Source organism: Moorena sp. SIO4G3, assembly GCF_010692305.1.
GTDB lineage: Bacteria > Cyanobacteriota > Cyanobacteriia > Cyanobacteriales > Coleofasciculaceae > Moorena > Moorena producens_A.
In genome coordinates this window covers 1-23,262 of the sequence record NZ_JAAHIG010000115.1, presented here as the reverse complement: position 1 = coordinate 23,262, position 23,262 = coordinate 1, and the positions used below count along the sequence as shown (strand labels likewise).

The window sequence follows — 23,262 nt, the reverse complement described above, 5'->3', positions numbered from 1 at the left end:
ATTTCCTGGAGCCCTCTGAATAATGGCTTGACAAATACTGATGTCCGTGCTCTGACTAGCTATTTACAAGATGAGATCCCCATGATCTTAGCGGGGACAGCAGGGGGAGTATTCCGATATGAGAACAATAGCTGGACTGAGCTAACTGGCTTGAAAAATACTGATGTTCGTGCTGTAGACAGCTATGAACAAGATGGCTCCCGCATTATCTTGGCAGGGACAGCAGGGGGAGTGTTTCGACATGATGGTGGCACAAGCTGGACCGAGCTAGCTGACTTGACAAATACTGATGTCCGTGATGTTGACAGCTATGAACAAGGTGAATCCCGCATCATCTTGGCAGGGACAGCAGCTGGAGTCTTTAAACATGATGGCACAAGCTGGACCGAGCTAGCTGACTTGACAAATACTGATGTCCGTGCTGTAGAGAGCTATGAAGACGGTGGCTCCCGCATCATCTTGGCAGGGACAGCAGCTGGAGTCTTTAAACATGATGGCACTAACTGGACCGAGCTAGCTGACTTGACAAATACTGATGTCCGTGCTGTAGACAGCTATGAACAAGATGGCTCCCGCATCATATTGGCGGGGACAGCAGCTGGAGTCTTTAAACATGATGGCACTAACTGGACTGAGCTAACTGACTTGAAAAATACTGATGTCCGTGCTTTAGAAAGCTATCAAGAAGGCACCTCCCCGAGGATAGTGGCAGGGACAGTAGGAGGAGTGTCTCGACATGATGGCACTAGCTGGAGCAAACTTACGACTGATTCGCCTCAACCGATCGGGGTCTTGGAAAGTTACGAACTTAATGGTACTTTCTACATCTTGGCAGGAACAGACCATGGTCTATTTCGCCGAGAACACAATGCCATGACTTGGGATTTATATGCTAATTTAGGAACTCGTAATGTCCAAGATTTGGAGATTTATACGGAAAAAAGCGATCGCTATCTGTTGGCCGGGACAGCAGATGGCCTATTTCGTATAAATCTGGATCGAGGGGATAAGGAATGGACAGATATTACCTATGACTTGACAAATACTGATGTTCGTGCTCTGACAACTTATATAGAAAATGGAGTACGTACAGTATTTGTGGGCACCACACAGGGAGATATCTTTAGCTTAAAGTTCGATTCCCAATCCTGGATTAAATTTGATAATAACGTTCCCAATAAAGAAGCTATAACAGCTCTGGCGACTTATGCATTACGGGGCGGACGCTATTTGTGGGCAGGGACACAGTTCGGAGTATTTCGCCTCAAGCTGGGAGAGAATGCCTGGGAGGATTTTAATACTGACTTGCCCAATAAAAATGTTAAAGCTCTAGATATTTATCAAGATAGTGGCGATATTTCCCTGTTGGCTGGCACCAGAGAAGGCATATTTGCTCGGGATCTGACAGATTTAACCGCTAGCTGGGATAAGTTTTCTGATAGCTGGGAAAATGGTAACAAAGAAGTCAGCGTTCTGAAAACTTACCAGTACCATGACACACGCTATATATTGATAGCAATCGGAACAGGAGACATATTGAGTCGAGACTTTGGTGGGAATAGCTGGCATAAACTTGATGATGAAGGATTGACGAATACAGATGTTCGCAGTCTGACGATCGATACTCAAGGTAATGATAAATACCTATTGGCAGGAACAGCAGGGGGTATATTTCGCCAAGAACTGAACCAAGAGAAGATATGGAAAAGGTTTGATAATGGCTTGACCAATACCGATGTAAATGTGTTGGAGATATACAAACAAAAAGGTGTTCGCTACATTTTGGCGGGCACTGCAGAAAATGTATGTCGCCGCAAGCTAGATCCTCCTGACCCGACTTCTTGGGATGAGTTATCCAGGGGATGGATAAATCGCGAAGTCCGTGACCTCAAGATTTATACAAAAGATGGCAAGTATTATTATATCTTGGCCGGGACATCTGATGGAGTATTTTGCTATAAGTTGGTTAAGAATAGCAATGAAAGCTGGACATCCCTCAATAATGAGGGTAGTAACAATAGCTTGCCTGATCAAGACGTGCGCGCTCTCGATATTAATGAACAAGACGGTAGACCTTACATCTTCGTGGGGACAAAATCAGGTGTATTTAGAAGTTTGTTACTTTTAAACAATGAAGCTCAGGGAGATAGCTTAAGTTCAGAGGTAAAAAAATCTCAGGGAGATTTGCCAAATAATGACCTAGCAAATGGGCTGATAGAATTCATTGCTAAATCGTTGATTAATGCTGCTATTTTATCGACACCAGAGCTGCCTTTAGCTGCTCAACATTCTAAAAATTTTGGAGAAATTACAGGATCACCAAGGGTTTCGGGTTGGGAGCACGAAAATAGGGCTTTAACCAACAACAATGTCTATAGCTTAGCGTTAGATTCCCAGGATAATGTAACCTGGCTATTTGCAGGCACTAGTGGTGGTAATATCTATCGTCGTGCTATCTTCCAGGAAGATAGTCAGTGGATCCAAATGCGACAAGCCCTAGCTAATGATGTCCGGGCGATCGCTATTAGCAGCCAAGGTCAAGTATTTATTGGCACGCGCAACCAGTGTATTTTGAAAGGCACGGAAAGTATAGAATCAAGAGCAATACTACCTGGAGATTCTCTGTCTATCCAACAGCGTCAGGAACTCACGGAAGATAATACCTTAAACGCAATGCCTTCAGATCAGGTTGTGATGCCAGGCAGTTTAGTGCGCTGGAATCTGATCGATCAACTTGGGTTTAAGGGTGAGATAACCACAAAACCAGGGGAAATCCTTCTGGAGCCTGCAACCGAAGCTGACAAAATTATCAGTGAGGTTGCTTCCTTAAAGGAAGTAACCCAAGGACAGCAGCGCACAGTGCTCAAGCTAGTTGAACCCCTCCTGAATACCTACGATCGCACCACAGTGACCATCAATGCTAATGTTGCTTTGGTTACCCATGGGGAAACCGTTGCTGATGAAGTGCTCGGTAGCGGTGATGGGACCAAGATGAACCAGGAATTCATCCTGAAAAATCCACCTTTAACTTATGTTTCGGCAGATACAGCTACTGGTAGCGAAAGCACCCTGAGTGTGCGGGTGGATGGTTTACTGTGGGAAGAAGTTACCTCCCTGTATGAGTTAACATCCCCAGAACAGCGGTATATGACACGGATAGACGATGATGGCAAAACCCGTGTGATCTTTGGGGATGGCTACAAGGGAGCGCGACCGACAACTGGGGAGGAAAATATCACTGTTACCTATCGCACGGGCATTGGTCCTGATGGTGAAGTCGCAGCTAAAACAATCTCTTTAGTACAAAGCGCACCCTTAGGTGTGGTAGAGGTAACTAATCCCCAAGCTGCAACGGGTGCAGGGGCACCAGAAACTCGGGACGAAGCACGGCAAAATGCTCCCCTGAAAACGCGGTCTTTGGATCGGATTATTTCTTTGCAAGATTACGAGTATTTTATCGGTGGCTTCTCTAGTATTGGGAAGGTTATTGCTACTCAGTTGCAAACGACGGCAAATTCTGGTATGGTGCAAGCAACGATAGCTGGTCGCAATGGCGCACCAGTTGCACCTGACTCAAATCTTTACGCTCAAATTAAGCAGGCTGTTGAAGAAGCAAGGGATCCCACTCTCAGCTTGGGTGGTGGTCCGGCATCTCAGTTCAGCCTTGAAAGTTACCAGCGTCTCTTGTTTAATATCAAGGCGAAACTCTGGATTAACAGGCAATATGTGCCTGAGACTGTAGTTCGTGACATCAAAAAGGTGCTCAAGGAGGCGTTTGCTTTTGACAAGCGTGCCTTTGCTCAGGATGTAACTGCTGCAGAAATCCTCCAGTTAATTCAGTCAATTAAAGGGGTTGATGGTGTAGACCTGGATGCTCTTTACTTAGATGGCTACGATAAAACCTTCAACCAATTCCTAGAAGCAAAACCAGCCTCTTGGAATGGCCTTGAGGTGGAACCCGCTCAACTACTATTACTTAATCCGGTATCAGGCAGTATTGAGTTAGATGTATTGAGTTAGGTGTTAGGTATTAGGTGTTAGGTATTAGGTGTTAGGTATTAGGTGTTAGATGCTATGCTAACATTTCGGCGAACAAATTGACGAGTCATTATTTATCTTTATTCTGTTTTTGGAAAGTATTAATATATTATTGTTTCTGAACTTTATGGATAGCAATTTCCGCAATAAATGTTAACAATGAGGGGAAAACATGGTGAGGGAAAAACTCTACCAGCTATTACCAGCTATCTACCGTCGGAAAGATTTCTTTTCAGGCGAACCCCTGCGAGCCTTGCTGGCCATCGTCGAGCAAGAACTGGGCATCCTCGAAGCTGATATCAATAACCTTTACGAAAACTGGTTCATTGAAACCTGCGATGAATGGGTATTGCCCTACATTGCGGAATTGGTAGGGATTCAAGACTTAAATGACCCGGAAAAGATTTTACCGGTTCAGCGCAGTCGCATTGGTAATGCCATTCGCTACCGCAGGCATAAAGGGACTCCCAGAACCCTAGAGCTAGCCATTGAGAATACCACGGGGTGGACAGTGCGGGTCGAAGAAATGTTCAACTACGTCCTCACCACTCAGTATATCCAAAGAGTTCGTCCCGAGTCCGCTGCCACGTTTGCTCTGACTCAAAGTACAGAAATGGTGGCGATGCAGGATTTATTTGACAGTAATGCTCATACTTTAGATATCCGTGCTGTTGATGTCAATGACATCAGATACAACCTTAAAAGTCTCAGTCTATTTATTTGGAGACTCCAAAGCTATCCCATTAAACGCTCTACCCCATGCTATCGGCCAGAATTACCGATCAAGACGGTAAATATTAGGCGCTGGGATAACAACAATGACACCAGCAAATATGAATTTGAACAGGCGGTTTTTGGCTTTAAAACCTCCCCTAGCCAGCGCAAACATACCCTACAGGTTAGTCCTAGAGCAATCAGCAATAGGAATAGCTATTACCGGCAAAAGACCAATAAAAAAGCTAAACCTGACTGGCCAGTAATCAACCAAACCGGTTGCTATACCTTTCATCCCCTGGGTTACGATATGCCTTTGTTCAATCAGCCCAAAACTAGAGACTATCAAGATCTATGGGCCCATAAATTGGAAAGTATTGAACTCCCGATCCCAATCAGTCATAATGCATTTGAGGAAGATTTAAGACCTTTCAAAACGTCCCCTCCGGAAGATGAAACTGATGAAAAATTCATTAAAGTCTTCCGATTAGGTGATGGCGACGATTATACCTATCCTAATGATTGGGTGGAGCAGCCGACGGAAAATACGACTTACAGTCTTATAAAAATGGCAAAAGACTATCGCAAGTCCGTTGACCTCAAGGAAGTGCCAGCGCCACAGGTAGAACGCTCAGAACCAGAACTCAATAGCAAGTACTATTACGGACCTGATCGCAGGCTAGGGATATATATAAAGTGTGGAAAAAATCAAGGTGCAGACTATCCACCCATACCACCAGAAAAGATTATTGCTAAACGATTAACTAATTGGGAAGAACCGCCACCAGGGAAAATAGCCGTAGATGTGGAACTGGGTCGGCTGATGTTCGCCAGTGGCGAAGATCCGGGTTGGGATAATTTAGAAGTTAACTTCAGCTATGGCTTTAGTGCTAATATGGGAGGCGGTCCTTATAATCGGAGTAAAACTCTGGTTCAGGACGCAGAAACGATTCGCTGGGTAGCAAGAAAAAAACCTCCGGAGGCTACCGAAAACTGGTATACATCCCTGTCCGAAGCGATCGGTGCTTGGAAGGCAAGCGGTGAGTCCCACAACACGATCAGGATAATGGACAATCAAGCCCACTTTACGGCGCGCACCCTTACAGGACCTGTAGTGTCCGATACATTGCTGATCGAACTTGGTCCATGCGATCGCTTAACCATTGAAGCAGCCAATGGTTACCGACCGACGATCAGTCCATTGGGAGGGGACTTGATCGTCAGCGGTGGACAAGGATCGACCATTAGCCTCAATGGTTTGCTTTGTGGTGCTAGAATTCTCCTAGCTGGGGAAGTGCAACTGGAAGTAGACCACTGTACAATTAGACCAAAGCGATCCCCCGACCAAACCCAAGAAACGGTTGTGGGCATTACCGAAATTTCGGCCAATGCAGAAGTGGCCATCACTAATAGTATTGTTGGGCAGGTAAATCTGCCCATTGAAAGTGGAGTGTTGGTAGTGGGCGATAGCATCATCGACGGTGCCGGAAAAGCTGCTATTATGTCCACTACACGGGAATGTGGACCTGTGACAAAAATCGAGCGATCGACAATTTTTGGGGGAGTATATATTGAAGAAATGCAGTTGGGTTCGGAAACAATCTTTATGGACCCCGTAAAAGTGCAAAACAAAGAAACTGGCGGTCTGCGGTATAGCTATGCACCAGTGGGTTACCAAATTTCCGCACAGCCAACAGAAGAAAACCCAACAACAGAAGAAAACCCAAAACAGCCAAAACAACATTATTACCCTACACCAGAACGATATGAGTGCCAGCCCAAGAGTTTGGATTATCCGGAACTACAGCCCAGTTTTACATCCCAGCAGTACGGTCAACCGGCTTATGCTCAGTTAAGCCTCAGTTGCCCTCAAGAGATCCAAGAGGGTGCAGAAAATAATACTGAAATGGGGGCGTTCAATAATTTGCAGAGACCGCAACAAGAGGCAAATTTAGCAGCAAGTTTGGATGAATACTTACGCTTCGGCATGGAAGTCAGCACAGTTTATAAAAATTAACCAAAAAATTAACAAAAAATAACACCTGAGGGAAAAAAGATGAAAGGGGATTTTACTCGTTGGACATTTGATCCAAGCAACCGTTACAGCAGTGTTCGCCTACAGCAAGGTCGGGTATTGTTAGATGCGGACTGGAACGAACAGCTAGATATAATGGCTCACAGAGAGCAGTACGCGAACAAGGAGATTATCGGACTCCATGGAGTGCCAGATCTAAAGAGTTTTGAGGTTGATTTTCCGGAGGATGATAACGAACATATTAAGCTGGGTGCAGGACGATGTTATGTAGATGGTGTCCTCTGTGAAAAGATTGGGGAGGAACTGCAGCAGATCTCAACAGTTCCAGGTCTAGAGGAACCATCAAATAATGATTATCTAGTCTATTTAGAGGTATGGCAGCATCACATTACAGCCATAGAAGACCAAAACCTGCTAGAGCTAGCCCTGGGGGGACCCGATACGACCACGCGCACCGAGACTTACTGGCAGTTAAAGGCACTGAAATTGGAAGACAAGGGAAAATGGCGGCAAGAGTGGCAAACCTTACGGGATGATAAGCATAAAAAAGGAAAACTTAAGGTAAAGAGTGGAAAAGGGTTGCCCAACGATCTTTACAGGGTAGAAATACATGAAGTTGGGGACACGGTAGAGAATACCACGTTTAAGTGGGCGAGAAACAATGCTTCCATGGCCGCAAAAGTGTTAGAAATTAAAGATAAGAAGGTAAAGATTGAGAAAAATAATCAAATTCAATTTCAGCAGGAACAAGGGAAAGAGACGTGGATAGAAATCACAGACCAAGAGCGTGTAAAAGCTGGTGAACCTGGGTTATTTCTAAAGGTTGACAATGTAGGAGAAGATAATACGTTACTGACTATAAGTGACGACAATTGGACTGAACAAATATTAGAGTTGAATCCGATAAGTAATAATCAAATAACAACTGTAAGAATTTGGGAAGCAAATGCAAGAGAAATAAAATTAAACACAGAAGAAACTCAAACAGGTTTTATAGAACTGGAAAAAGGGCTACAAGTCAATTTTGTTCATCTTAACCTTAAGGATGATCAAAAAAAACCATACAGTGGAAAATACAGGACCGGAGATTATTGGTTAATCCCAACCCGCTCTCAACAAGAAGTTGTGTGGCCAGCAGACGACAAAGAACCAGACGGGATTGTCTATCACTACTGTCCATTGGCGATTGTCAATTATCATGATAAACAATGGAAAGTGCTCCAGGATTGCCGGGAAATTTTCCCAGCGCTGACGGAGATGGCGCGGGAAACAGCATTAAATAACGGAAGTAAGGGAAAGAAGTTATCGATCGGGGTACACAGCTACAATGATGCCCGACGTGATGGCAAAGAAACCGACCATCCTAATGACCAGCTAGACATTCAAGGTGGAAAGCAACTCACTTTAAATGCTGGCTATTGGAAGGATGAACTGGAAGAAAAAGCGCCAGATGCTGAGGATCAGGCCATCAGCTTTAGCATCTGCGAACAAGAGGTGATGCGCCTGACCAAAGACCAACTGAGTATAACCGGTAATAAAGACCTGATTGTAGAAGGGACAAGTTGGCTCAAGGGTGTTGTCAGTATAGGTACGGAAGATACTGACAAGGGGATTGGACTAAAAGTCAAGCCAGAATTGTCGATAGAAGCTGGTAAACAAGGTCAGGTTGTAGGGCTAAAGTTAGAACCAATATTGACAGCGAATAACAAGAACGACGAGCTGACAGGCTTACATATTTGTCCGCAATTTAAGCAACAAAACAATCCAGGGAACTTTAAAAAGTATGGATTAATAGTAGAAAGTGGTGATATAGCTATTGGTAAAAAGGCACTAGAGGAAGAAGACACAAGAAGAAATAGCAATATCTGGACAGGAGTTGCTTTGCAGCCAGAAATAAATGCCAAGAACGAGAAGGACAAGCTTGTAGGGCTATACATAAAACCTCAATTCGACAATAATTCCCAAGAAGATGTGGAACACTATGGTCTGATCGTCAACAAGGGAAAGGTTGGTATTGGCGAACAACTGACCGTTAGGGACAATATCAGTATAGGAGTAGATGTTTCCTCTTCTGTTAGTGCTCAGAATGATGGCGATGAATTAGTAGGATTATATATCAAGCCAAGTTTTGACGATAACTCTAAAAGTAATGTAAAACACTATGGGTTGATCGTAGAAGATGCACGTGTCGCTTTTGGACCCAAGATAACAGTAAAGGAAAAAGACGAGTACTTAGTAGATATTGGAAAGGAAACCTATCTAGATGAGAAGGGTGATAGGATTACCAAACAACGCTTGAAAGTGGCGGGAGATCTGGAGGTTTACGGTCAGGTAACCTACCATGCAAAGAAAGGAGATCCAGGTAATGTCGAACTGGGTCAGCAAAATCAAGATAAGTTACTGATCCATGGAAAACTGGAAACCAAGCATACCTCTGGGAAGCTAAAGGTTATTAGCCCTTTGGAAATCCAGCTAGAAGAAGGTGATACCCAAGATTTCCTATCCCTGTTTGCTGCGAACGACACTGATACTGTTAATGGCAGGATAGTCTGGAAAAAAGGCACAGTAACCCAGGAGGGGATAGACCAGGCAGCCGAAAAAGATGATACCAAGAAATACGTTGAACAAGCTCAAGAAGCAGCAGCTATTTCTTATTATCTCCAAGAAGGAGAAGGTGAAAATTCTTCATCAGGGGAGTTAAGATTTAGCACAGGTAAAAACGGAACCTTAGCCGATTGGATGGTCATTACGGCAGATGGTAATGTACGCATCGGTAGCCCCCAACCTACAGACATAATAGTTGAGGGTATCACTATTCCTGCTAACCCAGGAGAGAATCAACTGAAAGTTACCGGAACTACTGAGTTAGATACTTTGGTTGTAAATACTAGTTTACAAGTAAAGGCTGCAATAACCAATCTAAATTCACTGAATCTGACAGGTAGTGGCACTCAGGATAAACCCACTTTGAAAATTCCACAAGGAACTGTATGTATTGGTGCGGATAAGATTCCCCCTATAGAAGAAATAAATAATAAGGATATAAAGTTTTATGTAACAGGGAAGAGTAATGAATACGTCAGTTTTAAGGATATAGACTTTACCGTTTATGGTGGTTCTACAGATGTAGACAAGCTGACAGTAACACCAAGCCTGACTTCTTCAAAAAAAGATGAAAAGCTGGTAGCGGCAACCATTAATCCAACCTTCACCGTTAATCATAGCAATGTTAAGACGTTGGGACTGCTTGTGGAGTCAGGGGATGTGCAAATTGGTGGAGTTCCATTAAGTGGTGAAAAAGCAGTAGAACCAACGTTAAAAGTATTACCAAATTTAACAGGTACTAGCAATGCCACGGAAATCACACCAACTTTGAGAAGTAATGGCCAGAATCAAACCCTAACAGCGATGAAAATTGCTCCAACCTTCAGCGGTAATCATAGCAATGTTAAGAAGTTTGGACTGCTTGTCGAGTCGGGGGATGTGCAAGTTGGTGGAGATTCTAATATTGCTCTGAAGGTAAATCAAGAAAATAAAGCAGTCGGCATCGGGGGTGAGTCCGAAAGTGGTTACAAGTTAGCTGTTACCGGTGATACTAAATTAACAGGCAAGCTAAAAGTAGTGCCTGTTAATTTGACTGGTGCTAGCAAGGCGGTGGAAATTAAACCAGCTTTTACAGGAACCGGGATTCAGACAGCGGTCCATATTGAGCCAACATTTGATGGAAATGGGGATCCAAAGTTTGGCTTACATGTAGTCAGGGAAAATGTCGCACTCTGTAGTACAAGTGGCGGTGTTGCAATCGGGTCTGATGATCCAACAGGACACAAATTGAGAGTAACTGATGGTTCGATGTGCTTGGATGGCACACTGACAGGAACGGATAATGTATTAGTCGCGACGGAAATTCAACCGACTTTGATGGCTAATCAAGATGATCAAACCCTAACAGCGGTGAAAATTAATCCAAGCTTCAGCGGTGATCATACAGGTATTAAGAAGTTGGGACTGCTTGTCGAGTCGGGGGATGTGCAAGTTGGTGGAGATTCTAATATTGCTCTGAAGGTAAATCAAGAAACTCAAGGAGTCGGCATCGGGGGTGAATCCCTAGAGAATTACAAGTTAGCCGTTACCGGTGATACTAAATTAACAGGCAAGCTAGAAGTAGAAGCACGTTTGAAAAGTTCACGCTCTGATGATGTCCTAACAGCGCTGAAAATTAATCCAACCTTCACCGCTACTCATGAGAATGTTCAGCAGTTGGGACTGGTTGTCGAGACAGGGGATGTAAAGATCACCTCCGGCAGTCTGGCGATCGAGTCTATCATTAATGACCCTATTCCTATGTCACCAAGTGACAAAGCTCCGCTGCATGTTTACAAATATGATGGTACTAATAATAATCTTTTGGAAATTGCGCGGTTTGAAAGAGTATGTGATGATGCATCTGGTCAAGCTCAAGCTGAAGGTGGATCTATTGGTCTTTACCTCTACGATAATAATCAAAATGGAGGCAGCACACCATCCCGTATTCAAGGGGCGCGAATCTCATGGCGTTTTGATAACGCAGACAATGATGAAAAAAGTGGTCGCCTAGGTTTTTGGACCTCTCAAGTGTCTTCTGGAGGAGTTTCTGAGTTAGTTGAACGAATGACCATAACTAAAGATGGTGTTGTCGGCATTGGGAACACATCTCCTGACAGTAGCGATAGCGTAAAACTGGACGTGGATGGGAAAATAAGAACTACAGACGGAGTGCTTACTACTAGTGATGCAACCTTAAAAGAAAATGTTAAGCCCCTAAAAAATGGGCTTAAAAAGATCCTAGGTTTGCGCGGCGTGAGCTACCAATGGAAAGATGATCAAAACGCTACCGGAGAAACACAAATCGGACTGGTAGCCCAAGAGGTAGAAGAGGTGTTTCCAGAACTAGTAAGCACTGATTCCCAGGGGATGAAGTCTCTAAGTTATTCTAAGCTTATTGCCCCTCTGATAGAAGCTATTAAGGAGCAAAACAATAAAATTTCGGAACTGGCAAAGCAAGTTAAACAGCAGCAAACTAAAATCACACAGTTGCAGGCTCTCAATAAGGAGTAATTACATCATTCCCCAGATTAGCCCCCTAGGGCGTGTTTTAAAAGTTTTCCGCAAGATTTAGATCCCCCCCAGCCCCCCTTAATAAGGGGGGAGCCATACTCAAAGTCCCCCACCCCCCTAGGGCGTGTTTTAAAAGTTTTCCGCAAGATTTAGATCCCCCCCAGCCCCCCTTAATAAGGGGGGAGCCATACTCAAAGTCCCCCTTTTTTAAGGGGGATTTAGGGGGATCTCCGAGGCAAGAAGACATGCCCTAACCCCCCAATACTGGAGGGTAAAAAACTCTCAAAGTCCCCCAAAATTGGGGGATTTAGGGGGCTTGACCAAAACCAAACGTTAGTAGGTACAAACCAACCATGAAAGAGAAATTAGAACACCGTCTCCAATCCCTCAAAGCTGAATTTGAGGCAGGTCAAAAAATGCTGGCTGACTATGAAACCAAGCAAATGAATCTACGAGAAACCTTATTGCGTATTAGCGGTGCTATTCAGGTTATTGAGGAAGAGTTGAGGGAGTTCACAGAAGCGGAAAATGACGGTCAGCTAGTGGAAACGGAGGCAGGGGTTGTTGACAGTTGATTTGGATGTATAGCAATTTTCCTGTGAAGGCAAGAGGCAAGAGGCAAGAGGAACCCACCCCTAACCCCTCCCAGGAGGGGAAGGCAAGAGGCAATAGGCAAGAGGCAAGAGGCAAGAGGCAATAGGGTTTTAAGGGATGCGGCCTCAAACACAACTGTACCTGATGAGTCCTAGAAACGTTATCTCAAGAGCAATTAATCACCAGAAGAACAAAAAAGGAGTATAAACAATGCCAGTAACACCAACTTATCCTGGAGTTTATGTAGAAGAAATTCCTTCGGGGGTACGGACAATAACCGGAGTAGCTACCTCGATTACAGCATTCATCGGTCGAGCCTTCCGGGGACCGACCGATGAGCCAATACTAATCAATAGCTACGGAGAATACGAGCGCATATTTGGCGGATTGTTTAATGATAGTACCATGAGTTTCGCGGTGCGGGATTTCTACACTAACGGCGGGAGTCAGGCGGTAATTGTTCGACTGTTCAATCCTAAAGAACTGCAAGCTACAACTGAGAGTGAATTTAATGAAGTGAAGTCAGCAGTAGAGGCGATTTTAGGGGCAGGTAACAAACAGGATGGAATTCTAGCAGCTTGGGAAGAAATAGGAAATCCTGATAATGGTGACCAACCTAATATTTGGGAAATCGCAGAAGAAAAAGTGACAGAGAACGTAGCCAAACAGATGGCAATCGAGATCTATGCATTACCCGATGGCTTGACAGAGGATGACTATACAAAAGAAGTCGATAAAATTATTGCTAAGTTGCAGATAAGGGCAAAAGCACAATTATCAGTAGGAACAGATAATGTACTAGTCCTCGAAGCAGCAAACGAGGGGTCTTGGGGAAACGAATTGCGGGCTCGCGTTGACTATGATGGACTAAACGACAATAGTCCATTGTTCAATCTATCCGTAAGGGATGGAGGGACCGGAGAAGTCGAAACGTTCCAGAATGTATCTGTTGACCCAAACCAAACCCGATACATTGAGAAAGTACTAGAAAAAGATTCACAATTAGTACGGATAATTGGGACATTGCCTAGTGCTAGGCCAGAAAAAAATCCTAGCACATGGGACGAAATAAAAAACCAAATTGACGAGGAATTACAAGAACAAGAAAAAAGGAAATTCAGGGCGGAAGGAGTGTGGTACGAACTGTCTTCAAATGGGGTGAAACCAATAGACCATGCAGGAGATGGCGACCAGCTGACAAGTACAAACTTTACTGAAGGAGAAGGCGAGAAAGAAGGAATTTATGCCCTGGAAAAGGCCGACCTGTTTAACTTGCTCTGCATCCCACCCTATAAACAGGAGGCTAATGGACTAGATGTTGAAACAGGGGTAATTGAGGACGCTATCATCTATTGCGAAAAACGCCGGGCTATGATGATTCTCGACTCTCCCAGCGGGTGGAATACTAAGGGAGCGGCAAAATCAGGGATTGATGGAGACGTGGGGTCTACTAGTCCCAATGCAGCCGTCTTCTTCCCACGCCTGAAAATGCCCAACCCTCTCAAAGAGAATCAAATGGAAACCTTTTCCGCCTGTGGGGCTGTGGCAGGAATCTTCGCCCGCACGGATGCGACCAGGGGCGTGTGGAAAGCCCCAGCCGGTTTGGATGCCGTCTTGCGGGGAGTGGCGGGTGTCAGCGTCCCTCTGACAGACCCGGAAAATGGAGAGTTGAACCCTAAAGGAATTAACTGCTTGCGGAATAGACCGCCAGCGGGTAAAATAGTCTGGGGTTCCCGGACCCGAGTGGGAGACGACATGCTAGCCTCGGAATGGAAATACATTCCGGTACGGCGACTGGCATTGTACCTAGAAGAAACCTTGTATCGCAATACCAAGTGGGCTGTATTTGAACCGAACGACGAACCCCTGTGGTCTCAACTGCGATTAAGCATCGGCTCGTTTATGCAAAATCTGTTCAAGCAAGGGGCATTCCAAGGCAGTTCCCCCAAAGACGCTTATTTTGTTAAGTGTGACAAGGAAACGACGACTCAGTACGACATTGATCGGGGTATAGTTAATATCATGATCGGGTTTGCACCCTTGAAGCCAGCAGAATTTGTGATTCTGAAATTTCAGCAGATAGCAGGACAGTCGTAATAAAATTGTTAATTGTTAATTGACGGTAGGGCAGTTTGAGCCGATGGTGCGTTACGGGCAGCAACCTAACCCGGGCGTTGTGGAAAATTAGGGCGATCGCCCCTAACGCACCCTACAGTTGTTTGACCCGGTGGTGCGTTACGGGCAGCAACCTAACCCGGGGGTTGAAGTTTAAAATTAGTTCGTCCGCCCCTAACGCACCCTACATAACAAAAAAGGAGAAAGAAATGCCAGTAACACCAACCTATCCTGGGGTATATATAGAAGAAATTCCATCAGGAGTGCGCACCATAACAGGGGTAGCCACTTCTATCACAGCCTTTATCGGTCGAGCCTTCCGGGGACCGACCGATGAGCCAATACTAATTAATAACTACGGAGAATACGAGCGCATATTTGGTGGGTTGTGGAATCACAGTACCATGAGTTTCGCGGTGCGGGATTTCTACACTAATGGCGGTAGTCAGGCGGTGATTGTTCGACTCCACAAGGGTGGAACAGAAGCAGAATTAAATGCTGGTTCGGGTAGTCCACTTGCTTTAAAAGCTGCAAACGTGGGAGTATGGGGAAACAAGCTCCGGGCGCGGGTTGACACCACTTTTCCCAAAAGCATTACGGATCAGGGAACACACACAGCAGAGAAATTATTCAATCTCTATATAAGAGACGGAGAGACAGAGGAAGTAGAAACATTCCTCAAGGTATCGGCAAAATTTGGACACCCACGTCAGGTAGATAAGGTACTCGAAAACCAGTCAAACCTGGTGCGTTACAGTGGAACAATTACAGCAGATATACCAGTTCCCACGCCAAATAATGATCCTTCGGATGGAAATGATTTGTGGAGCGACGCTAGCTCAAATAAGGTAGAATCAGCCAATCAAGGCTCAGATGGAGATGCGATCGCACAAAACGAATTCACTGGTACAGGAAAGGAAGGAGAGAAAAAGGGACTTTATGCCCTAGAGAATACAGACCTGTTTAACTTACTATGCATCCCACCCTACAAAAATGACAATAAGGATATAGATTCAGGCTTAATTGACTTGGCTTTGGGATATTGCCTGAAGCGCCGCGCCATGATGATTATCGACTCTCCTAGTAGTTGGACAGATAAGGATAAAGCAAAAACAGGGATTGATGAGTCAAGTCAAGTGGGGTCAGTCAGTACCAATGGGGCAATCTTCTTCCCGCGCCTGAGGATGCCGAACCCCCTCAGGGAAAATCAAATGGAAACCTTTGCCGCCTGTGGAGCCATTGCAGGAATCTTCGCCCGCACGGATGCCAGCCGGGGAGTTTGGAAAGCACCAGCGGGTTTGGAAGCCGTATTAAAAGGAGTTACAGGTCTGAGCGTCCCCCTGACCGACCCCGAAAATGGGGAGTTGAACCCTAAAGGGATTAACTGCTTGCGAGTGATGCCACCAGCAGGTCGAATCGTCTGGGGTTCGCGCACCAGGGAAGGAGACGACATGCTAGCTTCGGAATGGAAATACATCCCCGTGCGCCGACTAGCCCTGTACCTAGAAGAAACTTTGTATCGCAATACCCAATGGGCTGTATTTGAACCCAATGACGAACCCCTGTGGTCCCAACTGCGATTGAATATCGGTGCATTTATGCAAAATCTGTTCAAGCAGGGGGCATTCCAAGGCAGTTCCCCCAAGGACGCTTACTTTGTCAAGTGTGATAAAGAAACCACCACTCAGTACGATATAGACCGGGGTATAGTTAACATCATGATCGGGTTTGCCCCCCTCAAGCCCGCAGAATTCGTGATACTCAAGTTCCAACAAATAGCCGGACAATCTTAAGGAGGAAACCATGGCTCAATTTTCAGTAAATGCGGAACGATTTGACCCCTATAAAAACTTTAAATTCCGGGTCAAATGGGATGGAAACTACGTAGCGGGAGTTAGTAAAGTTGGTGCCTTAAGTCGTACCACCGAAGTGATAGAACATCGCACAGGGGGAGACGCCAGCAGTTCGCGGTTATCCCCAGGACAAACTAAGTACGAAGCAATCACATTAGAACGGGGGGTAACCCACGACCCAGAGTTCGAGAAGTGGGCTAACAAGGTCTGGAACTACGGTTCCGGTTTGGGTTCGGAAGTGTCCTTGAAAGACTTCCGCAAGGATATCATTATCGAGGTGATGAACGAAGCCGGACAGGTAGCGATCGCTTATAAAGTATATCGCTGCTGGGTATCGGAATTCCAAGCTATGCCCGAGTTGGATGCAAGCGGCAACGAAATCGCAATCCAGAGCATTCAACTGCAAAATGAAGGATGGGAACGTGACTATGACGTGACGGAACCAACAGAACCGAGTTTCACTGAACCGGCATAGATATAGCAATCCTATCTGATTCGTGAAATAAATGGGCTGTTTTAAGGCAGAAGGCAGAAGGCAGAAGGCAGACGATATCAGAGTTAGAGCTAGTTTTTAATAAGTCCAGTGATTTTACAAGCGATGCAGCGCGGTCTTGGGGGTTTCCCCCACTCGCTATTGCATCAAGACAATGATTTAGGATTGCTATATAGCGCTACGCGCAAGGGCAAGAGGCAAGAGGAACCCACCCCTAACCCCTCCCAGGAGGGGAAGGCAAAAGTTGACGTGCATTAGCTTTTCAGCTTTTATCAATGTCAAACACCTTAATGCGTAGTCCTATAAAAGGAAGGCTGATGGGCAAAAAGTATCGGATTAAAAAATTAGTAGACCTCTGGCAAAAATAAATATGAAATCAAAATCTATCCCTTTTATCTTTTGCCTTTTGTATGCAAGCCTTTTGCCTTATCATCACCAAGGTTGATGAGACTTATATAGCGTTTCTCATAGCTATGAGGTACAGAATTGATGGGCGCTTATTACCTTAAGACCTTCTTGCCTTGCTGCCTTCTGCCTTCTGCCTTCTGCCTTAAAAGGATAAGTTTTGTCCTCATGACTAAGAGAATTGCTATAAAACAGGTCTAGTGTAGTCCAATGCGACCACTAACAGCAAATGAGCTAATACGTTGTTGGGAAATAGGACAGAGTCAACATCCCCTGGATAGGGCGTTGACTCTTTTGAGTTTTGCTTGTCCGGAAAAGCCGAGAGCCACCCTGGCTACTATGAGTATCGGACAGCGGGACGCTTATTTATTAACCCTACGAGAAATCACCTTCGGGGAGCAGATGAATAGTTGGGTAGACTGTCCCGAATGTAGCGAACGGTTAGAGTTTACCATGAAAACATCCCAGATGCGCTTGGTAGAACTGCGGGAACCAGAAGCAGAACAGTATATAATCAACGTCGGGGAGTGGGAGTTGCACTATAGATTGCCGAATAGCTGGGACTTGGCTGGAATAGTGGGAAGCAAAGATCATGAAAAAGCGGCCAGACAACTGAGGCAAAACTGTTTGCTGGGGGCAAGCCGATCGGGACAAAACCGGGGGTATAATGACCTGCCAGAGGACGTGATCGAAAAAATGGTAGAGGCAATCGCAACAGCAGACCCCCAAATAGAAATAGTATTAGATCTAGATTGTCCAGCTTGCAGTCATAACTGGCAGGTTCTATTAGATATAGTTTGGTTTATTTGGAAAGAAATCAGTGCTAAAGCCCAGAGAATTCTCCAGGAAGTACACGTGCTAGCCCGATTTTATGGATGGCGAGAGGCGGATATCTTATCTATGAGTACGCTCCGACGACAATATTATTTGAGTTTAGTGGGCTGATGGCAGATTTATTTACCAGACTGGCAAAACGAACCTTGGGTTTAATGCCCGTAGTGCAACCCCGAATAGTTTCACGGTTTGCTCCGGAAGAGGCGATGGCTAGTGAAAATGCCAATCTAGAAATACCTAGCTTGTTTGAGGGCGATCGCACCATTACACCAAGGGAGCCAACTACACCGGCGTTATCCCCCCAAGATGGTGACCTTAGGGATAGGGAACCCGAGCCGATCACGAACACAATCTTAGTGGAAATTGAGAGAGAATCTTCAGAAGATCAGGAATTAACCTCAGAAGGGAATACCTTCAATCAAACTAGCAGGGAAACTCAAAACCAACAGAACAGAAATAGAGAAAAAAACAATAGAGAAAAAAACGCGATCGCACCAACACCACAAGAGGCAACACCAAAGGAGCCCATCATCAATAATACTGAGGTTCAGTTGGGGATAAGGGCGGAAAATCAAGAGTTGGTAAATAGAGAGACGATTGGGGTCACAAGCACAGAGATAGATAAAGACCGAATACACAGGGTAGAGGGTGACTCGCCAGATCTAACACAGAAACAAGAGTCCCTTGGGGAGAGGGTAACCAAGGAAAGTCCAGAGATAGAAACAAGAATAGAAGTAACAGAAATACCCCAAGCAAGTCCAGATGCGATCGCTTCAGAAAAGGGAGAACAGAAACGGTCTGGTAAGGCTTTAAAACCAAAAGCGTTAGGGAAAAATCACAAAAGGGGTTTCCCAACCGAAAATGTCTTAAAGCCTAGTGGAGAAATCCGGGAAATCCAGGAACAAGCAAGGTCGCGAAAGGGGGAGAGTATTGGCAATGAATCAGACAATGAAGAGAATGACAGTCCGGAAAGGAGACAAGGGTTAAGCAACCGGAAAGAAAATGCGATCGCACCAGGGGAAGAGGTGACTTCACCGGAGGTGGTATCAAGAAACGTGAACCCACCAGCAGTACAGAGAGTAACAGAGAATGATTGTCCAGCTCCTATCACTAGACAAGTCAAACAATTGGGGAGGAATGAACAGAAAGATTTACCAACACAAGACGTCTTAAGGTCGGTTGGAGAAACTAGGGAGATCGAGGAAAAGCCTAGCTCATTAGAAAGGGAAAGTCCTCAAAGGGGGTTTGGGTTAAGCAACTCGAAAGAAAACGCGATCGCACCAGAGGGAGACGTGACTGATGGGAAAGTGGGAACAACAAACGAGAAGTCATCAGCAGTAGAGAGAGTAACAGAGAATGAAAGTCAAGCTCCTATCAATAGAGAAGTCAAACAATTGGGGAGGAATGAACAGAAAGATAAACCAACAGAAGACGTCTTAAGGTCGGTACGAGAAACTAGGGAGATCGAGGAAAAGCCTAGCTCTGGAGAGAATGACAGTCCAGAAAGGAGAAAAGGGTTAAGCCACTCGAAAGAAAACGCGATCGCACCAGAGGGAGACGTGACTGATGGGAAAGTGGTATCAACGGACCATATGTCACCAGCAGAACAGAGAGTAACAGAGCATGAAAGTCCAGCTCCTATCACTAGAGAAGTCAAAGAATTGGGGAGGAATGAACAGAAAGATTCCCCAACAGAAGACGTCTTAAGGTCGGTTCGAGAAACCAGGGAGATCGAGGAAAAGCCTAGCTCTAGAGCGTGGGAAAGTCCTCAAAGGGGGTTTGGGTTAAGCCACTCGAAAGAAAACGCGATCGCATCAGGGAAAGACGTTACTCCACGGGAGGTGGTATCAAGAAACGTGAACCCACCAGCAGTACAGAGAGTAACAGAGAATGATTGTCCAGCTCCTATAACTAGAGAAGTCAAAGAATTGGGGAGGAATGAACAGAAAGATTCCCCAACAGAAGACGTCTTAAGGTCGGTTCGAGAAACCAGGGAGATCGATCAAAAGCCTAGCTCTGGAGAGAATGACAGTCCAGAAAGGAGAAAAGGGTTAAGCCACTCGAAAGAAAACGCGATCGCATCAGGGGAAGACGTGACTCATGGGAAAGTGGTATCAAGAAACGAGAAGTCACCAGCAGTAGAGAGAGTAACAGAGAATGATTGTCCAGCTCCTAACACAAGAGAAGTCAAAGAATTGGGGAGGAATGAACAGAAAGATTTACCAACACAAGACGTCTTAAGGTCGGTTCGAGAAACCGGGGAGATCGAGGAAAAGCCTAGCTCTAGAGCGTGGGAAAGTCCTCAAAGGGGGTTTGGGTTAAGCAACCGGAAAGAAAACGCGTACGCACCAGGGGAAGACGTGACTGATGGGAAAGTGGGTACAAGAAACATGAACCCACCAGCAGTAGATAGAGTAACAGAGAATCAAAGTCCAGCTCCTATCAATAGAGAAGTCAAACAATTGGGGAGGAATGAACACAGAGATTTACCAACAGAAAACGTCTTAAGGTCGGTTGGAGAAACCAGGGAGATCGAGGAAAACCCTGGCTCATTAGAGTGGGAAAGTCCGGAAAGGAGAAAAGGGTATAGCAACTCGAAAGAAAACGCGATCGCACCAGGGGGAGAAGTGACTGATGGGAAAGTGGTATCAAGAAACGTGAACCCACCAGCAGTACAGAGAGTAACAGAGAATGATTGTCCAGCTCCTAACACTAGAGAAGTCAAACAATTGGGGAGGAATGAACAGAAAGATTTACCAACAGAAGACGTCTTAAGGTCGGTTCGAGAAACTAGGGAGTACGAGCAAAAGCCTAGCTCATTAGAGAGGGAAAGTCGGAGAAACGAGGTTGACTCTAGAGAGTCAAAAAAATCTGTCAATCCAGATCGACGATCGGGATTGACGCCACAAAGGACAGTCACAGCCAAGCTGTTCTCAAGAAATCAAGAAAAGTCAAAGGAGTCAGTCAGTCAGACCGCTCCCGCCGATCCCGTTACTGAGGATAAAGTGGACTCAAGGAACGTGAAGTCGAGAGAAATTGAGAGAGGAATAGACTCATTAAGTGCTTTGAATTCAACAGAGGTGAATAAGCCAGACTCCAAGACAAGGGCTGAGAAATTATCGACAAAAAGCACAAATAATGCACAATCGAGAAAAGCGATCGCATCCAAGACGAAAGGGAAAGTACACTCAGAAAACCAGCTAACTCCACCAGGGTTTGCCAACCAAGACATCATAACTAGTCAGCCTTTTTTGGAAGAAAAAAACCCAAGAGCCTTCAAGCAGATAGAGGATGGGGTCAAATTATCATCCAGGCGAGAAGACCAGTTGAGTCAGTTGGCACCAGAAATAGCGGACGCGCCAGCCGAAAAAGAGCGAAAAACCGGAAAAACCCAAACCGATAGACCTGTACAATTACCAGAGGATAAAACCGGTAATAATGCCTTACAATATGTAGAGTCAAAGCTAGTAGAAGAACGGAAAGCATCCCTAGCCTCGACACCCACTATTCAGGTGACTATAGGTAAGATAGAAATCCGAGGAACTAAACCAGCGGTGAAACCTGTTCAGCAATCCCGTAGGATGCAGTCAACGGTTTCAAGTCCAAGGCTTTCCCTAGATGACTATTTGAAAAAGCGCAATGGGAGGCGGACAGATGACTAGCTCGCAGGCGATTGCTGGGGTGACGATAATGCTAGAGTTCCTAATTAAGGAAGGAGCAATCCAAGAATTAGACAGTGGAACTCTAGAAATATTCACAACCAAACCTCCAGACAAAGCCAGGGAAAACAGCCAGGGAAAAAATCAGATTAACATCTTTCTTTACCAAACTAATCCCAATAGTGCCTGGCGCAATTTAGATATGCCCAATAAGGTCAAACCAGGAGAAACAGGTAAACCCCCATTGGCATTAGATCTATATTATTTGATAACAGCTTACGGCAAAGACAACGAAGATACCGAAAGCCAAACTTTGCTGGGGGTAGCCATGCGGGTCTTGCACGACCATCCTTTGATCCGAACCAAAGATATTGAGAGGGCGATTGAAAAAAAACCGGGATTATTAGACCAATCAAAAAAAGAGCTGCTTGAGGATAGTAATCTGGCAAATCAGATCGAACGAATTAGCGTAACACCTAATAACCTATCCTTAGAAGAAATATCGAAACTATGGGGGACATTTCAAACCCAATATCGCATTTCCGCTGCTTATAAAATCTCGGTGGTATTGATAGAAAGCCAGATTCCAGTCAAAACCCCACTGCCAGTATTGAGTCGCGGTGCTGACGACCGGGGTCCCGCATCCCAGGCAGGTACAATACCGCCCTTACCTGGTCTGACAGCCATCAAACCACCGCAGAATGAACGTTACTTGACAGTAGACCAGGATTTGATGATTGAGGGGTATAACCTGGAAAACAGCCAGGAAGTCCACTTCGGACATCCCCATCTAGAAAATCCGATTGTACTGACAAACCTAAAAGACGTTTCGGCCACCCAGCTCAGGGTAACCCTTGACGGGATCCAGTGGCTAGCTGGATTTTACACTGTCACAGTACATGTATCCGAGAGCGATCGCACTCGGATAACGAACTCCATGACTTTTCCTTTAGTCCCAGAGGTAACAGCACCAGAGGTAACAGCAATTACTATCCCGGAACCAGGGAATCGGTTAACCTTAACCTGCAAGCCAGGGGTGAAAAAAGGACAACAGGTGGCTTTGTTACTCGGAGATTTAGCTATTCCTTACCAATTTCCAAGACTAAGAAGCCCAGACCCGATAGTAGAAAATCTGACCTTCAATGTCAGTAAAGTCACCCCAGGAACCTATGTCCTGCGTTTGCGGGTAGATGGGGTAGATAGCGTCCCCATCGACTTCAGCAAACAGCCACCAGAGTTTAAAGAAGATCACAAGGTAACAATTGTAAAATCCTCTAGCTGATTTTAGAGGTTGTCTGAGAAGTCCCATTTGCTACATCCAAGCCCCCTAAATCCCCCAATTTTGCGGTGCGACCCAAGGGCGATTTACTCGCCCATTGGAAAGCGCACCGGAAGGGACTTTTAGAAGCAAATGGACTCTTGTTC

12 protein-coding genes are annotated in these 23,262 nt (G+C 45.3%); 11 read left to right on the top strand and 1 reads right to left on the bottom strand.

Annotated features, from left to right (window positions below):
• From F6J99_RS20560 to F6J99_RS20545, 4 genes are all read left to right on the top strand, one after another.
• The coding region (locus tag F6J99_RS20560) for a baseplate J/gp47 family protein (protein WP_293114824.1) at positions 1-4,020 on the top strand (4,020 nt) is incomplete at its 5' end.
• Positions 4,021-4,210: 190 nt separating this feature from the next.
• On the top strand, positions 4,211-6,769 hold the full coding sequence (locus tag F6J99_RS20555; RefSeq protein WP_293114822.1) for a phage tail protein: 2,559 nt from the start codon (positions 4,211-4,213) through the stop codon (positions 6,767-6,769).
• 39 nt (positions 6,770-6,808) lie between these two features.
• Complete coding sequence (locus F6J99_RS20550; protein ID WP_293114820.1) at positions 6,809-11,884, top strand: DUF6519 domain-containing protein; 5,076 nt, start codon at positions 6,809-6,811, stop codon at positions 11,882-11,884.
• 353 nt (positions 11,885-12,237) lie between these two features.
• Positions 12,238-12,459 carry a hypothetical protein gene (locus F6J99_RS20545; RefSeq protein ID WP_293114818.1) on the top strand — a complete coding sequence of 74 codons (222 nt, stop codon included), beginning with the start codon at positions 12,238-12,240 and terminating at the stop codon, positions 12,457-12,459.
• Here the strand turns inward: F6J99_RS20545 and F6J99_RS20540 are convergent.
• Positions 12,420-12,611, bottom strand: coding sequence for a hypothetical protein (locus F6J99_RS20540; RefSeq protein WP_293114816.1), 192 nt, complete (start codon positions 12,609-12,611; stop codon positions 12,420-12,422). The two genes, F6J99_RS20545 and F6J99_RS20540, sit on opposite strands and share 40 nt — an antisense overlap.
• A gap of 77 nt (positions 12,612-12,688) precedes the next feature.
• On the opposite strand from F6J99_RS20540, the gene F6J99_RS20535 reads away from it, so the two are divergent.
• The 7 genes from F6J99_RS20535 to F6J99_RS20505 all read left to right on the top strand — a co-directional run bounded on the left by F6J99_RS20535 (position 12,689) and on the right by F6J99_RS20505 (position 23,119).
• Positions 12,689-14,575, top strand: coding sequence for a phage tail sheath C-terminal domain-containing protein (locus tag F6J99_RS20535; protein ID WP_293114814.1), 1,887 nt, complete (start codon positions 12,689-12,691; stop codon positions 14,573-14,575).
• A gap of 227 nt (positions 14,576-14,802) precedes the next feature.
• Positions 14,803-16,386, top strand: coding sequence for a phage tail sheath C-terminal domain-containing protein (locus tag F6J99_RS20530; protein ID WP_293114812.1), 1,584 nt, complete (start codon positions 14,803-14,805; stop codon positions 16,384-16,386).
• A 10-nt stretch (positions 16,387-16,396) separates the two neighbouring features.
• Positions 16,397-16,921 carry a phage tail protein gene (locus F6J99_RS20525; protein ID WP_293114810.1) on the top strand — a complete coding sequence of 175 codons (525 nt, stop codon included), beginning with the start codon at positions 16,397-16,399 and terminating at the stop codon, positions 16,919-16,921.
• A 123-nt stretch (positions 16,922-17,044) separates the two neighbouring features.
• Positions 17,045-17,197: a hypothetical protein gene (locus F6J99_RS20520; protein WP_293114808.1), complete on the top strand. Its 153-nt coding sequence runs from the start codon at positions 17,045-17,047 to the stop codon at positions 17,195-17,197.
• 357 nt (positions 17,198-17,554) lie between these two features.
• The gene (locus F6J99_RS20515) at positions 17,555-18,289 is read left to right on the top strand and encodes a phage baseplate protein (RefSeq protein ID WP_293114806.1); all 735 of its coding nucleotides are present in this window, start codon (positions 17,555-17,557) and stop codon (positions 18,287-18,289) included.
• The gene (locus tag F6J99_RS20510) at positions 18,289-21,840 is read left to right on the top strand and encodes a hypothetical protein (protein WP_293114804.1); all 3,552 of its coding nucleotides are present in this window, start codon (positions 18,289-18,291) and stop codon (positions 21,838-21,840) included. The genes F6J99_RS20515 and F6J99_RS20510 overlap by 1 nt, the downstream gene beginning before the upstream one ends.
• Entirely contained in the window at positions 21,833-23,119 is a 1,287-nt protein-coding gene (locus F6J99_RS20505; RefSeq protein WP_293114802.1) for a DUF4255 domain-containing protein, read from the top strand. Before F6J99_RS20510 ends, F6J99_RS20505 begins: the two co-directional genes overlap by 8 nt.
• Positions 23,120-23,262: the final 143 nt, after the last annotated feature.

What these genes read in the sequence shown, in the direction of transcription:
- F6J99_RS20515 (WP_293114806.1), top strand. Translation starts at nt 17,555, where the DNA reads ATGCGACCACTAACAGCAAATGAGCTAATACGTTGTTGGGAAATAGGA.
- F6J99_RS20550 (WP_293114820.1), top strand. Translation starts at nt 6,809, where the DNA reads ATGAAAGGGGATTTTACTCGTTGGACATTTGATCCAAGCAACCGTTAC.
- F6J99_RS20525 (WP_293114810.1), top strand. Translation starts at nt 16,397, where the DNA reads ATGGCTCAATTTTCAGTAAATGCGGAACGATTTGACCCCTATAAAAAC.
- F6J99_RS20545 (WP_293114818.1), top strand. Translation starts at nt 12,238, where the DNA reads ATGAAAGAGAAATTAGAACACCGTCTCCAATCCCTCAAAGCTGAATTT.
- F6J99_RS20555 (WP_293114822.1), top strand. Translation starts at nt 4,211, where the DNA reads ATGGTGAGGGAAAAACTCTACCAGCTATTACCAGCTATCTACCGTCGG.
- F6J99_RS20520 (WP_293114808.1), top strand. Translation starts at nt 17,045, where the DNA reads ATGCAGCGCGGTCTTGGGGGTTTCCCCCACTCGCTATTGCATCAAGAC.
- F6J99_RS20535 (WP_293114814.1), top strand. Translation starts at nt 12,689, where the DNA reads ATGCCAGTAACACCAACTTATCCTGGAGTTTATGTAGAAGAAATTCCT.
- F6J99_RS20510 (WP_293114804.1), top strand. Translation starts at nt 18,289, where the DNA reads ATGGCAGATTTATTTACCAGACTGGCAAAACGAACCTTGGGTTTAATG.
- F6J99_RS20530 (WP_293114812.1), top strand. Translation starts at nt 14,803, where the DNA reads ATGCCAGTAACACCAACCTATCCTGGGGTATATATAGAAGAAATTCCA.
- F6J99_RS20505 (WP_293114802.1), top strand. Translation starts at nt 21,833, where the DNA reads ATGACTAGCTCGCAGGCGATTGCTGGGGTGACGATAATGCTAGAGTTC.